A 14830-nucleotide genomic window follows, 5' to 3' on the forward strand; every position below is an offset into this window, starting at 1 on the left:
GAGCGCAAAAAGCTTGAAAAAGGGGCAGAAAAAAATGCGGAGTAAAAAAAATAGAAGAAGTAAAAAGAAAAAACACGAAGAACATATCGATGAAACTTGGCTAATCCCTTATTCTGATATGTTAACGTTGTTGTTTGCATTGTTCATCGTTTTATTCGCAATGAGCAGTATAGATGCTGCTAAGTTTAAACAGATGGCTGTTGCTTTTCGAAGTGAATTAGCTGGTGGAACAGGTAACAAAGAATTTTTAAGTGATCAGAAGCCAAATGATGAAAAGGAATTATCAGCAAGTAGTTTAGAGTCTGAGAAGATTAAAAAGAATGCTGAAGCTGAAGTAAAGCAACAAGAAATGAACGAATTAAAAGCGGTACAAAAAGGTATTGATAAGTATATTGAGGAAAATCGATTATCTTCTTCTTTTAAAACTGATTTAACAGAAAAGGGATTGAAGGTAACGATATTAGAAAATGTACTATTTGATTCTGGGAAAGCGGACGTAAAATTAGAATCGTTAAGTATTGCGAAAGAAATGTCTAATTTACTTGTTTCAGCATCACCTCGTGAAATCACAGTATCTGGACATACAGATAATGTTCCTATTGCAAATGCGCAATTTGCATCGAACTGGGAATTAAGTACGCAGCGGGCAGTTAATTTTATGCAAGTATTACTGCAAAATAAAGAATTACAACCAGGAAAATTTAGTGCAGTTGGTTACGGAGAATACCGGTCAATTGCTCCAAATGATACGCAAGAAGGAAAAGCGAAAAATAGACGTGTAGAAGTGTTTATTTTACCTTTAACGAGAAATTTGCAATAAAAGAGGATGGCACATGCCATCCTCTTTTATTTTGCATCAAATGATTTTAAGTTGTCATGGCGGATTTTATCTTTTTCTGCATCTGATTTTTTGAAATCATAATCATATAAAGCGCCTTCCCAATCGCCATACATTGGATTTGGGAAAATAATAAATTTCTCCCCAAATTGTGCTTTTGAATCTGAGACTGCTTGGTTTCGGTCCTTTACAGACTTTCCATCAAAACCAGTGAAGTCAGATAAGTTATCACCAAAGAATAAAACGATATCATGTGTTTGAGAAACGAGTTCACGGCGTTTTTCTTTTCCTTTTTCTTTCGGGTCTTGTAGTAATATATGTTCTTTCGTTGCTTGAGGAGCGCCTACACGCTCAAGGTTTTTAATTGTTGCATCTAGTTGGTTTGTTTTACGATTTGAGATGTAGTAAATATCTACACCTTTAGACTCTGTATATTTTAAGAAATCAATTGCACCTGGAAGGGCCTCAGCTTCAGCCTTATTAATCCAATCATCCCATTTATACGGATAGCCTTTTCCTGTTTTTACGCTCATTGCTTGATGAGGACTGTTATCTAAAACAGTTTCATCTAAATCAAGTACGATAGCGGGTTTTTTCTCGGTTCCTTTTGCAAGAGCTGCATCAAGCTTCAATTGACCGATATTGTATCCTTGGTAGTACAATGCTTTCGTTTCACCGGCTGTTTGATACCATAAATCAGCCATTAATTGCTGGTCTGTTAATTTTACTTTCTCTTCTTTCGCCACTGTTTTCTCTTGCGTTCCTGAACATGCTACAAGCGATGTAGATAGAACCGCTACAGATAATAAAGTGGTAATGCCCCTCTTCATCTTCATATGTATCCTCCTTGATGTTAAAAAATCATCTTATATTATATATTAAAATATAAAATTTTTTTATGAACATTTGCATATTGTCTTTTGTATATGTAGTAGTATGTCCTATATTAGAAAGATGAGAAAAAATGATGGGAATTATTTTGACAAGTTTAATTGTCGAAATGACAATAATAATTGACAAATCGTACGATAATATTTACAATTTTAACTAAATAGAACAAATGATGGATTAAGGCGGTGTTACATATTAAGAGGATAAAGTGTAGTGCTATATTTTATCTTGTATAAACATAGTCTTTGAAAGAGAGTATGAATGATAGTAAAGGGGAGGCTTTATACTTTGAGTTTACAAATTCAAAACTTAACGAAACAATTTGGGGAATCAAAAGCAGTTAACGGCTTGCAAATTTCATTACCAAAAGGTGAAGTGTTAGGATTGCTTGGACGAAACGGTGCAGGAAAAACAACGACAATCAAAATGCTTCTCGGATTATTAACGCCTAATGAAGGGTCTATTACATGGGATGGAAAATCATTTGGGACTAGTGGAGTAACGATAGGGTACTTACCAGAAGAAAGAGGCTTATATACAAAAAGTAGAGTAGTAGACCAGTTGCGATATTTTGGCAGATTAGAAGGCATGACGAAAAAAGAAGTAGATCTTGCTATTGATCACTGGTTAGATCGATTAGCAATACCGGAATATAAATTTAAAACGGCAGGAGAGCTTTCAAAAGGGAACCAGCAAAAAATCCAATTAATTGCTGCTCTTCTTCATAACCCTGAACTTCTCATTTTAGATGAGCCATTTAGCGGACTGGATCCAGTGAATGCGGGGATGTTAGCTAGCATTATTGAAGAACAAGTACAGAACGGAAAGACAATTATTTTATCTAGTCATCGCATGGAACAAGTGGAGGCTTTTTGCCAACATGTATGTATTTTGAAAAAAGGTGAAGCAGTCGTAAAAGGTCAATTAAGTGATATTAAAAAAGAATATGGTTTCCGTAATTTAACGATTGAAGATACAGAAGAGAATGAGAAGGGATTAAAAGCTATTCATGTATCGTATGAAAAACAACAAGGCCTTCTTTATGTGAAAGTACAAGACGATGCAGAAGCTCTAAACATTTTACAACAATTACAAGAACAAGGTATTACCTTACGACAATTTAAAATGTTAGAGCCGACGTTAAACGAAATCTTTGTAGAGAGGGCGAAATAACGATGCGTAAATTTTCACATGTATTTTCATTTTATTTTAGAGAAGCGTTTTTATCTAAAAAATCATTAATTACGAGTGCGATTTTGTTTTTAGTTGTGTTTGGGCTTTTCGCATTTAATCATTTCACAGCTGATAACGATAAAGGAAAAGATAAATTTGCTGTAGTAACAGAAAGCGATACGTATAAAGTGCAAGAAAGTGATATAACAAAGTTACTTCCGTCTGCTAAAGTAACGGTAGAAAACAAGGATAAGTTTAATAAACTACGTAAGCAAGTAGAAGATGGGGATTTAGACGGTTTATTCCGTATTACAGAAAAGAATGGTATCCCAGAAGTGACGTATATGTATAGTGGTTTTCCGAGTCAATCAACGGCTACACTTATGGCAAGTTATTTGAAGGAACAGTATACAGCGGTAATGATTGAAAAAAATAACGTATCTGCCGAAGTAGCAAAACAGTTACAGATGGAAATTCCGTTAAAGCAAGAGGCGGTAAAAGATCATGCATCTTCCTTTGGAATTGGCTATGTTTTCTCGTTTGCTTTATATATGTTTATTATTGTGTTTGGAACTGCAATTGGGACGACGATAGCATCCGAAAAATCATCCCGTGTTATGGAGTTAATGCTTCCGAAAGTAAAACCATTAACAATGCTACATGCTAAAATTTTAGCAATTGTTTCTAGTGCTTTACTATTACTTATTACTGCTTCTCTCGGTTTTCTTGTACCGTATTTATTAGGTTGGGTAGACCTAGAAAATGCATCTTTAGTAGGACTTGTACTAGACTTTTCCAAGTTGGATGCTGTAGTAATTAGTATGTTCGTTGTATATTTTGTTACAGGCTACTTACTATATGCAATGTTATATGCAGCGGTTGGTGCTGTTGTATCAAAAATTGAGGATGTGCAATCTCTTTCGTTCCCAATTACAATGTTAGGTATAGCAGCATTTTTCATTAGTATTAAATCACTATTTGATCCTAATAGTACATTAGCTGTAGTTAGTTCGTATATTCCATTCTTTACACCTATGGTTACATTTTCAAGGCTTGTAGCGGGTGAAGCAGGAACTGTAGAGATTATTGTGACTTTAGTCATTTTATTGGTGACTATTGCTATCGTCAATATGCTTGCAAGTCGCATTTACGTAAATGGTGTAATGAATTACTCAGACAAAGTAAAATTTAAAGATTTAGCGAAATTTATAAAGCGTCAATAATGAGAGAAAAGCATGATTTCCTGTTGAAATCATGCTTTTTCTTTATGTATAAATTAAAAATAGTATATAATAATAAGAGTCGTCTTTTAATAGAATGAATAAAAAGGAGGGTGTGCAGATGGGAATTAGTAGTCGTTTTACAGTAGGTGTTCATATGTTGACATTACTTGCGATAGATCGAAACTCTCGCTGTACCTCTGAATGGATTGCCGGTAGTGTGAATACAAATCCAGTTGTGATTCGTCGCATTACAGGGATGTTGAAGAGAGCAGGACTTGTTGATGTACAAGCTGGTAAAGGTGGTACGACACTTGCTCGTGATTTAGAAGAAATTACATTACTTGATGTATATAAAGCAGTGGAAGTTGTAGAAGAAGGACAGCTATTTTCCTTCCATGAAAATCCCAACATTGAATGTCCAGTAGGAGCTAATATTCAATCAGTATTAGAAATTATTTTAATGCAAGCGCAAGAAGCGATGGAAAATGTACTTGCAAATGTAACAGTAGATCAATTAGTTACAAATTTAAAGTCTAAAATGAAAGAGTAAAAAAGCGAGCATCCTCATAATGAGGGCTCGCCTTTTTTATTTAGAAATATTGAAAATTTTATTTTTCAGTATTTAAAATGAATTTACCTACGATAGCTGCTACGATACCACCAACAATTGGTGCAACGATGAATACCCATAGTTGAGAAAGTGCCTCTCCGCCAGCGAATAAAGCTGGTGCGATACTACGAGCTGGGTTAACAGAAGTTCCAGTTAACGGAATACCTAATAAGTGAACTAAAACTAATGTGAAACCAATTACTAATCCTGCTAGAGAAGAACTTCCTTTTTTACCTGTTACAGCAACGATTACTAAAATGAATACGAAAGTTAAAATAAATTCAACTAGAAATGCTCCAGATAAACCAAGAGTTCCAAAACCGTTTTGACCTAAATTATCTAAAGGTGTTTTAGCAGATTTTAAAATTGTTACTAACGTTGCAGTTCCTAATAAACCACCTAAAATTTGAGCTAATACATAATAACAAAGTTCCATAGCGTTCATTCTTTTATTGATGAACATAGCTACTGATACTGCTGGGTTAATGTGACATCCAGAAATTGTTCCGATGCTATATGCCATAGCCACAATAGATAGACCGAAAGCCATAGCGATTCCTAATGTTCCAATTCCTTCAATTCCGCCGCCAATGACAGCTACTCCAGTTCCGAATAATACTAGTACAAATGTACCAATAAATTCAGCGATTGCTTTTTTTAACATAATTTACCTCCTATTGTTGCGCATGAACCGTATTATAACATAGGTTTTAGTATAAACCGTTAATGAAATACTATTCTGATAAGGCGCAATAGGGGGACAATAAAAAAAGAGTATGGTTCTTTGTCACAGAACCATACTCTTTTTTTATGCTGTTTTTTTCTGTTTAACGACTGGAACAGAGCGGTTTAAAATGCTATTTGCAACCATTCCTAACATAATAATAATCATTCCAAGTAGGGAAAGCCCGCCAGGAAATGAACCATTTAAGAAAACAATTTCGCCAAGCACGGTAAAGACCATCGTTCCAGCTTGCGTTGCTTCAACAGCTCCAAGTAGAGCGAGATTATCTTTGGCTAAGTCAGTAGCAAAGAAAAATGTCATTGTCGCTATAACGCCAGAACATAATGCTAACAAAAATCCTTGCAGCATTTGGCTTGATGTTGGAATACCCGTAGTAGAAAATCCGTATATACCAAGTAAAATTGTTATAGGAAGACTGCCTATTGCCATTCCTAATACACGTTGGAATGTATCAAGACGCCCGCCAACAAGTTCCATCATTTTTCGGTTACCGAATGGATATAAGAAAGCAGCTAACACGACAGGTAAAAATCCTGAAATGAACTGAGTCATTGTAATGTGACCTGCTGCAGTTGCTTGCATACAAATTACACCAAGTAAAATAAATAATGCGACATATAAACTACGAAGTGGAATTTTTCCGCGTACAAGTTTCGTACCTGATTTTGTTTCTATTTTAACGAAAAATAATGGCGAGAGTAGTAAACCTGCTAATATAGTAACTTGCCAAGTTCCAGCAACGAGCCAAGCGGGAGAAAAGACAGCTGCAAAACTTAATAAAGAATAGAAACCAATACCAGCAACAGACCCCCACCCGATCCAAGCCAATGGATGTTTCTTTAATTCTTCCCATAACCCCCTTAAGTTTTTGCGAAATAAAACGATAAGGAATAAAATAGGGAGAGCAAATAAAAAACGGAAGGAAGCTGTCCAAGCCCAGCTCGTTCCAGATACATTCATCGCTCGATTAATAATAAAGGTTGCGGAAAAAAAGGCTGATGATAAAAGACCTAATAAAATTGCGCGCATGAAGTATAGCACTCCTTTCGAAATTCGAAGAATATGTATAGTATAATATACTTTATTTTTATAAAAGTAAACTATTTTATATTTTAAGGTGGTTTTATAGATGAAAGAACATGAAGATATGCAAACGAAAGAAGTCATTCAGCAAGTAGGTCAGTTATTAAGACAAATTCGAAATGAGCAAAAATTAAGTTTAGAAGAATTAGCTCAAAAAACAGGAGTTAGTAAATTAACGTTAGGAAAGATTGAAAGAGGCGAAACGAATCCGACGTTAGCCGTCATTTGGAAAATAACGAAAGGATTATCAATTCCTTTATCGAGATTGATGGTTGTTGGAGAACCTGTAGCTGTTGCGCGCTGCGGAGAAGGATTTGCAGTAGATGTAGGACAAGCATGGCATTTAGAAACAATGTTCCGTTATACGAAAGAAACGGGGATGGAAATGCACCGTGCTTGTTTACGATCGAATAGTATATATGAACCAGAAGCGCATCATGAAGGTGCTATTGAGCTTGTAACGGTAATGAAAGGGAAAGTATCGATTCAAGTAGAAAGCGATGTATACGAATTAAATGAGTTCGACTCGATTCAATTTGAAGCGAATAAGAAACATAGTTATAAGAATGAAGAAGATGAAGTAGCCGTATTACATTTGACGATGAAATATTCTTCATGAAAAAAATCCCCTATAGAAAATCTATAGGGGATTTTTTATACGCTATGCTCAAATATATGAAAGAAAGTTATTAGTAAGAGCGTGGCATAAGTAATAAACAAATAAAATAAACTAAAAACCCTGTCCCAAAACATAAAACAGCAATGACCCAAAGTATGCGAATGAGAGTAGAGCTAATATCAAAATATTCTCCTAAACCACCGCATATACCAAATAGCATTTTATCAGTTTCGGATTTACATAACCTTTTTGACATCTTCCAATCCACTCCTTTTTATGACAAGCTATATACTTCTATTCTATATGGAAATTTATGAGAAGACTATGAGGTTGTATTACATTTTTTTTAGAAAACAGTCGTATTAATTGTCTTAATTTTCAGCAGATATTAAAATTATATCATGAGGTGAGTTTCAATAAAGGGTGGGAGGGATAGAGATGACAGTATATTGGCTGACTAATGTAATGCTTGAATCAGGGTATACATATGAAGAGGGTAGAATTTCTCAAACAGAAACAGAGTTATGTAGTTTACTCATTGAAGATGGAAGAATTAAAAAAATGATAGCAGGGGCTATTCAAGAGGAAGGGGTATCAATTTTTGATGCCAATCGTTTATTAATTTTGCCTGCTTTCGAAGAGATGCATATTCATATTGATAAAACATATTATAGTGGTCCTTGGAAAGCTTGTATGCCAGCAGAAAGTATTTTTACACGTTTTCATGAAGAAGAGGAAATTTTACCGAAGCAATTAGCAACTGCTCAAGATAGGGCGGAAAATATGCTAGCGTTATTGCTTCAAAATGGTGCAACGAATATAAGAACGCATTGTAATGTTGATCCGATTATTGGACTTGGTAATTTGGAGGCGACGTTAGCGGCGTTGGAAACATATAAAAAACAGGTTTTTGGTAGAATTGTTGCTTTTCCGCAACATGGATTATTGCGCAGTAATTCTGTGCAACTTGTGAAAGATGCGATGCGTATGGGTGCGCATCTAGTCGGTGGAGTGGATCCAGCTACAGTGGATAATGATATTGAAAAATCATTACATACCATTATGGATATCGCAGTAGAATTTAATGCGGACGTTGATATTCATCTGCATGATGCGAATAATCTTGGGACGTTTACGATGAAGAGATTGGCAAGTTTAACAGAAGAAGCGGGATGGCAAGGTCGCGTAACGATTAGTCATGCGCTTGGACTTGGTGGTGTTACAGATAAAGAAGCTGAAGAAGTGGCGGAAAGACTAGCAGCTTTACACATTGATATTACTTCAACAGTACCAATTGGGAAACAAGTAATCCCAATTCCATTATTAGATAAAAAAGGTGTGAAAGTTTCATTAGGAAATGATAGTATTACAGATCATTGGTCACCGTTTGGAACAGGTGATATGTTGCAAAAGGCAAATCGATTAGCGGAACGTTTTGGATGGAGTGATGAAAGATCGTTAGGAAAAGCACTTCGCTTTATTACGGGAGGAAAAGAAACGTTAAACAGTGAAGGGAAGCGAGCTTGGCCGAATGTAGGAGATGAAGCGAGTTTTGTTTTGACGAATGCAACATGCGTCGCTGAAGCAGTAGCGCGTCAAACAGAGAAGCATTTAGTCGTGCATAAAGGAAATATTGTTGTTGGAAGTTTAAGTGAGGTTAAATTTAATAATCTTGTGTAAAAGAATCGTTTAAATGTTTTGAGGAGGGTTCTAATTGTGAGTATAGAACTCTTCTTTTTTATGTTTGAAATATATTTCTTATAGGTTACTAGGAAGGATGAAAAATTTGGACAATCAACATAATCAAAATCATATTATGGGAACTTTGCAATGGTTTATATTTTTATTAGCGAATTCAATCGCATTACCAATTGTCGTTGGCGGATTATTTCATCTTACGACGGAAGACATATTTTATTTAATGCAGCGTACATTTTTTGTAGTTGGTATATCATCTTTTTTACAAGGGTGGGTTGGGCATAGGCTGCCAATTGCGGATGGGCCAGCTGGATCTTGGGTTGGAGTATTTACCGTACTTGCTTACGCAACGGCCGGACAAGATCAATTACATAGTACATTGCAAATTTTAGAATTAGGAATGATAATTTCCGGTGTTATTTTAATAGGGTTAGGGGTAACTGGTTTTATAGGACGTATTTTATTTTTGTTTACGCCGCTTGTGACAGGGACGTTTTTACTTTTATTATGCTTACAATTAAGCGGTGTATTTTTAAAAGGAATGCTAGGAATTACTGCTACTGTTTCTCAAATCGACGGATTTACAGCAATGATCGCTTTTAGTATATTTCTGTTCGTTATTATACTATCTAATTTTGGAAAAGGTTTTGTCAAAAGTTATGCAGTTTTAATAGGATTAATTAGTGGATGGATTCTTTTTCTCATTGCAGGAAAAGTGACGATTCCAGCTCAAGTAACTCATTTTGTGCAACTTCCGCAAATATTTGCTTGGGGACTTCCAAAATGGAATACAGGTATGGCTGTATCGAGTTTCGTTATGGTATGTATTTTAGTTTCAAATACAGTGGCAGCTATTATAGCGATTAATCAAGCAACTATTCATAAAGCGACTATTGAACAAAAACAGTTGAAAGATGGAACATGGGTTGGAGGGATTTCACATATCATCTCTTCCGTATTTTCAACTGTAGGTGTCGTGCCGTTACCAGCAACGGCAGGATTTATACGTTTAACGAAACAAAAATATATACGATCGTTCTTACTAGCATGTATGTTACTAGTCGTAATGTCGATGTTCCCAAGTATTATTCGTTATTTAGCATCTTTACCATCCGCTGTCGCTTCTGCGGTTTTAATGGCTTCATTCGTACAGCTAATTGGAATTGGATTCAATAATATAAAACAAGTGGAGCTTAATGAAAGGAATATAACAATTTTAGGCGTTGCAGTATTATTTGGCAGCGGCGTTATGTTTCTACCGTCTGGAGCGCTCCAGTCCTTACCGTCTGTTATACAATATATATTTGGAAATGGTTTGTTCGTAGGTACCGTTGTTAGCATTTTACTAGAACAAATATGGCGTACTGAAAAGTGAGTGGATGCAAGGAGTGTCTGCACTGTATAAAAGTCTAAAATAACATGTGAAATAAAGCCCATTTTCATTCACCACCCGCACATTTCGTTCATACAATATCTTGACTAAATAAACACCCAACTTACACATACACAGCTCTGGCTTAAGCAAGGAGGGTTATACCAGTTGAAGGAAAAAGCGTATCAATCTAAACCTTTACTCACAAAGAGAGAGAGAGAAGTATTTGAATTACTGGTTCAAGATAAAACAACGAAGGAAATTGCAGGTGAACTTTTTATCAGTGAAAAGACAGTTCGTAACCACATCTCAAACGCAATGCAAAAGCTAGGGGTTAAAGGACGTTCACAAGCAGTTGTTGAGCTTCTTCGCATGGGAGAGCTCGAGTTATAAAAAGAAAGCCGACTTTTAAATGAAGAGTCGGCTATTTTTCTGTCTGTTTCTTGTTCTATATGAATGATAAGAACACTCCATACATAAATAGGTAGTAAGGAGGGGATATGTTGAAAAGGATATTGTTAGTTTCAACAAGCGCTCATGATATGAATGGACACCCGACTGGTTTGTGGCTGGAAGAGCTCGCAGCTCCTTATAATTTGTTTAAAAAAGCTAAGTTCGATGTTGATATTGTGTCGATACAGGGCGGTAGAGTGCCGATTGATAGAGTTTCTATTCCGAACGGGATACCTCGTGAATTTAAGCATGTCGCTTCTTTATTGCAAAATACGAAGTCGATCTCAACGGTTCATTTTTCGGATTATGATGCAGTTTTATTTGGTGGTGGACACGGGGCGATTGTAGATTTTCCAGGTAATCCATATGTTGCAAATTTAATTGTGAATATGTACAACAACAACCGAATTGTAGCGGCTGTGTGTCACGGAGTAAGTTCTTTAGTCGGTGTGAAAAATAAGGACGGCTCGTTTTTTAGTGCGGGTAAGCATATAACAGGTTATACAAATGATGAGGAAAAAGCTGTACATTTAGAAAAGCGAGTGCCGTTTTTGTTAGAAAGTAAATTGAAAGAAGAAGGGGCTTTGTTTTATGTTGCTCCAAATTTTACGCCGCACGTCGTAGTAGATGGGCGTTTAATTACAGGGCAAAATCCGCAGTCTAGTATGGAAATAGGGAAAGCTATAAGAAGAGTTATAAATAAAGTATAGAAAAAGTGCTCGTTACTCATAAAGGTAGCGGGCATTTTTTCTATAGCATAAATGACTCTTTAAACTAAAAAGATGTATTGAGTATAGTGACTTCATTTATAATTAATCGTGAATTTGCTATACTATTTTGTATGGACAAAAGGGGAGGCTCTTTTAATGAGAAAAGTTGCGTGTGCAAATACTTATATTAATAAAATAAAGCCCGTTATTAGAAAAACGAGTTTTAGTCAATTGAAAATAGATGAAATTGCGAAGTATATGGATATTAGTAAAGCTACTTTATATAAACGTTTTTCTTCAAAAGATGAGATTATTGAAGCTGTGGTAGAAGATTTTATGAACTACCTTCTTGAAGGGGATGCGGATAATCAAGATGAAAGTATGTCTTTTGCAGAACGTTTCCAAAAGACGTTTATTCACTCTTTAAAATGTGTGACATACATTTCTGATGTCTTTTTACAAGATTTGAAAGAGGCATATCCGCACTTATCTGATCAGTTAGTCGCTGCACAACAAAATCGTAATCATAATTTGCAAATGTTTTTTGAAGCTGGTATGGAACAAGGCTACTTTAATAAGATGAACGCACAATTATTTATGGTGCAAGATGATGTGATGTTAAGACGTATTATAGATCATTCTTTTTGTATTCAGTACGATATTACGTTAAAGAAAGCGATACTTGATTTTTATCAACTAAAGAAGTATCAACTGTTTAAACCGGAGTATATAGAAGCGATTGATGATTCTGAAATTGAAAAAGAAGTTATGGCTATTTTACAAATGATTTCGTAAAAAAGCAGATTTTCCTATATGAATGGAAAATCTGCTTTTTTTATTACATGTTCTTTTTTAAGTGTTGTAATACTAATTCAGCTACTGGACCACCTGAAGCTGGGTTTTGACCAGTGATAACACGGTTATCTTCTACGGCGAAAGCTTCCCAAGGCTGTGTAGCTTTTTCGTAAAGCCCTCCATTTTTAATAAGTTCATCTTCTGTTAAAAATGGAACGAATTGATCTAATTCAGCTAGTTTTTCCTCTTCATTTGAGAATCCTGTTACTTTTTTACCGCTAATTAAACGTTCCCCATTACTTAATGTAATATGAAATAAACCAGCAGCTCCGTGACAAACAGAGGAAACAATTCCGCCATTTTCATAAATGCTACGGCTAATCATTTGGAGTTCTTTATTTTCAGGGAAGTCCCAAATCACACCGTGACCACCTGCGTAATAAATAACAGCATAGTCTTCTGGATTCACCTCACTTGGTTTCAGTGTAGAACCGAGGTGATTCATAAATTCTTTCTTTTGATACCATTCCCAATCGATGCTCTCCGCCATTGCTAAACTATGCGGATCAATCGGTGTATAACCACCTTGTGGGCTAATATAATCTACTTCGTAACCAGCTTCTTCAACTTTTTTAACGAAATGAACAGCTTCACCAAGCCAAAGGCCAGTAGCTCGATTTAAATTTGGATATTTTTCAACGCTCGTTAATACAACTAACATTTTTTTCTTCATCATAATCCTCCTATAATGTTTCTTCTATATATAAGTTCATTATTTTATTAAGTTAAAAATTGCAAATCTGAATAACCATGTCAGTCCTCCTTATATCGGATTCGAAATTAGTGTATAACAATTTTCGAACAAAGTAAACTAAAAACACTAAATTAGTTTACTTTGTATATTTTTTCGTTGACAAACTATAATGCTGAAACTATGATAGTTCCATGAATATCGAACAACGTACATGTTTCGTTTCAAATTCAATTTGTCGCGCGATAAATGTATACATTTGATGAAGTTGTCTAGTGATAATAGAAGAGCTAAACAACTTCATTTTTCGTTTTCAATTACTACAATCAGGAGAGGTGTTACACATGGGGGAAGATATAAGTAATCATTCAAAATGGTTTGTTTTCACATTATGTTTTATCGTTTTATTAGGACCGATGAATGCGGTTTTATTTAATGTTGCGTTAGAGGATATTGCTCATGATTTATCTATTAGTCAATCGAAAGTAAGTTGGGTTGTAGTAGGTTATTCTTTAGTTGTCGGTATTGGTTCAATGATATATGGGAAGCTTGCTGATCGTTACAGTGTAAAAAAACTATTAATTATTTCGATTATCATATTTGTATTGGGTTCTATTATTGGATTTATGAATCAATCTTATGTGATTACCATTCTTGCAAGATTAGTGCAAGCGAGCGGGGGTGCAGCGTTTATTGCGCTTAGTATGATTGCAGTGGCCAAATTAGTTGTTCCTCATAAGAAGCCTGGTGCGTTAGCGATGATTAGTTCTTCTATTGCATTAGCAGTAGGTATTGGCCCTTTAGTTGGCGGGGCTATTACAAATACACTAGGGTGGCCATATTTATTTTTATTTATGGTTATTTCAGTAGTGGGGATTTTCTTGCTTATAAAATTTATGCCAGAAGAAGCACGGCACACGGATGAAGCGTTTCATTTTGATTACATTGGAGCGGCGTTACTATTTGCATTCATTACGACTGTTTTATTAGGTGTCAATATGAATAGTTGGCTATTTGTGTTATCGATAATTTCTTTATTTTTATTCACGGTTCGTATGAAGAAAGCGGAGCATCCATTTATCGATATTGAGTTGTTTTCGAACAAAGCATTTCTTCGTTTAATAACAGTCGGATTTATAATTAATGTGGCGTTATGTGCTAATTTATTATTGTTGCCATTACTGTTAGGAAGAGAGCACGGATTGTCTCCGTTTGTTATCGGAATTGTATTATTTGTTGCATCACTCTTTGGTATTGTGTCTAGTTTTATTACGGGGAAAATTGTTCCTTCGTTTGGAAATGTGAATATGATTTATGTAGCGTCTGTCATTATGATTGTTGGCTTTTTAATTTTAGGGTTTATTCCGAATGGAAGTATAGTCGTTATTGTATTGGCGATTATTTTGACATTTATGAGTTATTCTGCCATTCAAGTATCATTGAACACATTTATACCGAAAACATTACATGCAGCTAAAGTTGGAGTCGGTCTTGGCTTATATAATTTAATTAACTTTTTCGGTATGGCATTTGGACCAGCTGTTGCGAGCAAAATTATGGAATCTACAAATAGTTATCGTTTCAATTTTATTTTAATCGTCATGTTAATTTCTGCCCATTTCTTTTTATTAATAGGAATGTCTTCTTTCCAAAAAAAGATGGAGCATTAAAGATGTACTTTATTATAGAAGAAACCGACTTTCATATAGAAGGTCGGTTATTTTTCTGTCTTGCAAATTATGAAAAAAAGGAGCAAAATAAAAAAGGTCCTAGTCTATACAGGTACAAATGAAAATTTTCATATAGAAGCAGTTTAAGTGAGCGAACTTAAAGTGTGAAAAATATAATGATAAAATAAGATGATGAATG

16 protein-coding genes are annotated in these 14830 nt (G+C 35.1%); 11 read left to right on the forward strand and 5 right to left on the reverse strand.

Annotated elements, in window-relative coordinates:
- Window positions 1-34: 34 nt before the first annotated feature.
- The gene (motB, locus tag MR083_RS16285; RefSeq protein WP_001256752.1) at window positions 35-820 is read left to right on the forward strand and encodes a flagellar motor protein MotB; all 786 of its coding nucleotides are present in this window, start codon (window positions 35-37) and stop codon (window positions 818-820) included.
- A 26-nt stretch (window positions 821-846) separates the two neighbouring features.
- On the opposite strand, the gene MR083_RS16290 is transcribed toward motB, so the two are convergent.
- Window positions 847-1674, reverse strand: a complete 828-nt coding sequence (locus MR083_RS16290) for a 5'-nucleotidase, lipoprotein e(P4) family (protein WP_000782777.1) — start codon at window positions 1672-1674, stop codon at window positions 847-849.
- Between the two features lie 343 nt (window positions 1675-2017).
- Between MR083_RS16290 and MR083_RS16295 the strand changes: the two genes are divergently transcribed.
- From MR083_RS16295 to MR083_RS16305, 3 genes are all read left to right on the forward strand, one after another.
- Window positions 2018-2902 (forward strand): ABC transporter ATP-binding protein, encoded by an 885-nt coding sequence (locus MR083_RS16295; protein ID WP_000058127.1) that lies wholly within the window; start codon window positions 2018-2020, stop codon window positions 2900-2902.
- Between the two features lie 2 nt (window positions 2903-2904).
- Window positions 2905-4125: an ABC transporter permease gene (locus MR083_RS16300; RefSeq protein ID WP_001224998.1), complete on the forward strand. Its 1221-nt coding sequence runs from the start codon at window positions 2905-2907 to the stop codon at window positions 4123-4125.
- Between the two features lie 118 nt (window positions 4126-4243).
- The gene (locus MR083_RS16305; RefSeq protein ID WP_000512998.1) at window positions 4244-4675 is read left to right on the forward strand and encodes an Rrf2 family transcriptional regulator; all 432 of its coding nucleotides are present in this window, start codon (window positions 4244-4246) and stop codon (window positions 4673-4675) included.
- A gap of 58 nt (window positions 4676-4733) precedes the next feature.
- On the opposite strand, the gene MR083_RS16310 is transcribed toward MR083_RS16305, so the two are convergent.
- Window positions 4734-5399, reverse strand: a complete 666-nt coding sequence (locus MR083_RS16310) for an MIP/aquaporin family protein (protein WP_000913200.1) — start codon at window positions 5397-5399, stop codon at window positions 4734-4736.
- Between the two features lie 144 nt (window positions 5400-5543).
- The gene (locus MR083_RS16315) at window positions 5544-6509 is read right to left on the reverse strand and encodes a DMT family transporter (RefSeq protein ID WP_014893494.1); all 966 of its coding nucleotides are present in this window, start codon (window positions 6507-6509) and stop codon (window positions 5544-5546) included.
- A 100-nt stretch (window positions 6510-6609) separates the two neighbouring features.
- Here MR083_RS16315 and MR083_RS16320 point away from each other — a divergent pair, with 100 nt between their 5' ends.
- Complete coding sequence (locus MR083_RS16320; protein ID WP_000658051.1) at window positions 6610-7182, forward strand: helix-turn-helix domain-containing protein; 573 nt, start codon at window positions 6610-6612, stop codon at window positions 7180-7182.
- A 70-nt stretch (window positions 7183-7252) separates the two neighbouring features.
- Here the strand turns inward: MR083_RS16320 and MR083_RS16325 are convergent, their stop codons facing one another.
- Window positions 7253-7438, reverse strand: coding sequence for a PspC domain-containing protein (locus tag MR083_RS16325; protein WP_000044337.1), 186 nt, complete (start codon window positions 7436-7438; stop codon window positions 7253-7255).
- A 182-nt stretch (window positions 7439-7620) separates the two neighbouring features.
- Between MR083_RS16325 and MR083_RS16330 the strand changes: the two genes are divergently transcribed.
- From MR083_RS16330 to MR083_RS16350, 5 genes are all read left to right on the forward strand, one after another.
- Window positions 7621-8862, forward strand: a complete 1242-nt coding sequence (locus MR083_RS16330; RefSeq protein ID WP_242269588.1) for an amidohydrolase family protein — start codon at window positions 7621-7623, stop codon at window positions 8860-8862.
- Window positions 8863-8959: 97 nt separating this feature from the next.
- Window positions 8960-10255, forward strand: a complete 1296-nt coding sequence (locus tag MR083_RS16335; RefSeq protein ID WP_041184706.1) for a purine/pyrimidine permease — start codon at window positions 8960-8962, stop codon at window positions 10253-10255.
- Window positions 10256-10420: 165 nt separating this feature from the next.
- Complete coding sequence (gene gerE, locus MR083_RS16340) at window positions 10421-10645, forward strand: spore germination transcription factor GerE (RefSeq protein ID WP_000659484.1); 225 nt, start codon at window positions 10421-10423, stop codon at window positions 10643-10645.
- Window positions 10646-10752: 107 nt separating this feature from the next.
- The gene (locus MR083_RS16345; RefSeq protein WP_000919615.1) at window positions 10753-11415 is read left to right on the forward strand and encodes a type 1 glutamine amidotransferase domain-containing protein; all 663 of its coding nucleotides are present in this window, start codon (window positions 10753-10755) and stop codon (window positions 11413-11415) included.
- 156 nt (window positions 11416-11571) lie between these two features.
- The gene (locus tag MR083_RS16350) at window positions 11572-12210 is read left to right on the forward strand and encodes a TetR/AcrR family transcriptional regulator (protein ID WP_001233021.1); all 639 of its coding nucleotides are present in this window, start codon (window positions 11572-11574) and stop codon (window positions 12208-12210) included.
- A gap of 43 nt (window positions 12211-12253) precedes the next feature.
- On the opposite strand, the gene MR083_RS16355 is transcribed toward MR083_RS16350, so the two are convergent.
- A complete protein-coding gene (locus tag MR083_RS16355; RefSeq protein WP_242269589.1) occupies window positions 12254-12943 on the reverse strand; it encodes a type 1 glutamine amidotransferase domain-containing protein in 690 nt (229 codons plus the stop codon).
- A gap of 362 nt (window positions 12944-13305) precedes the next feature.
- Here MR083_RS16355 and MR083_RS16360 point away from each other — a divergent pair, with 362 nt between their 5' ends.
- Window positions 13306-14631 carry an MFS transporter gene (locus MR083_RS16360; protein ID WP_000503387.1) on the forward strand — a complete coding sequence of 442 codons (1326 nt, stop codon included), beginning with the start codon at window positions 13306-13308 and terminating at the stop codon, window positions 14629-14631.
- Window positions 14632-14830: the final 199 nt, after the last annotated feature.

The sequence above is a fragment of the Bacillus cereus group sp. BfR-BA-01408 genome (assembly GCF_022663305.1).
GTDB classification, from domain to species: domain Bacteria; phylum Bacillota; class Bacilli; order Bacillales; family Bacillaceae_G; genus Bacillus_A; species Bacillus_A pacificus.

Bases quoted from the DNA above. Each gene is read 5' to 3' on its own strand.
- motB (WP_001256752.1), top strand. From the start codon at position 35: ATGCGGAGTAAAAAAAATAGAAGAAGTAAAAAGAAAAAACACGAAGAA.
- MR083_RS16290 (WP_000782777.1), bottom strand. From the start codon at position 1,674: ATGAAGATGAAGAGGGGCATTACCACTTTATTATCTGTAGCGGTTCTA.
- MR083_RS16300 (WP_001224998.1), top strand. From the start codon at position 2,905: ATGCGTAAATTTTCACATGTATTTTCATTTTATTTTAGAGAAGCGTTT.
- MR083_RS16305 (WP_000512998.1), top strand. From the start codon at position 4,244: ATGGGAATTAGTAGTCGTTTTACAGTAGGTGTTCATATGTTGACATTA.
- MR083_RS16310 (WP_000913200.1), bottom strand. From the start codon at position 5,399: ATGTTAAAAAAAGCAATCGCTGAATTTATTGGTACATTTGTACTAGTA.
- MR083_RS16315 (WP_014893494.1), bottom strand. From the start codon at position 6,509: ATGCGCGCAATTTTATTAGGTCTTTTATCATCAGCCTTTTTTTCCGCA.
- MR083_RS16320 (WP_000658051.1), top strand. From the start codon at position 6,610: ATGAAAGAACATGAAGATATGCAAACGAAAGAAGTCATTCAGCAAGTA.
- MR083_RS16325 (WP_000044337.1), bottom strand. From the start codon at position 7,438: ATGTCAAAAAGGTTATGTAAATCCGAAACTGATAAAATGCTATTTGGT.
- MR083_RS16330 (WP_242269588.1), top strand. From the start codon at position 7,621: ATGACAGTATATTGGCTGACTAATGTAATGCTTGAATCAGGGTATACA.
- MR083_RS16335 (WP_041184706.1), top strand. From the start codon at position 8,960: ATGAAAAATTTGGACAATCAACATAATCAAAATCATATTATGGGAACT.
- MR083_RS16345 (WP_000919615.1), top strand. From the start codon at position 10,753: ATGTTGAAAAGGATATTGTTAGTTTCAACAAGCGCTCATGATATGAAT.
- MR083_RS16350 (WP_001233021.1), top strand. From the start codon at position 11,572: ATGAGAAAAGTTGCGTGTGCAAATACTTATATTAATAAAATAAAGCCC.
- MR083_RS16355 (WP_242269589.1), bottom strand. From the start codon at position 12,943: ATGAAGAAAAAAATGTTAGTTGTATTAACGAGCGTTGAAAAATATCCA.
- MR083_RS16360 (WP_000503387.1), top strand. From the start codon at position 13,306: ATGGGGGAAGATATAAGTAATCATTCAAAATGGTTTGTTTTCACATTA.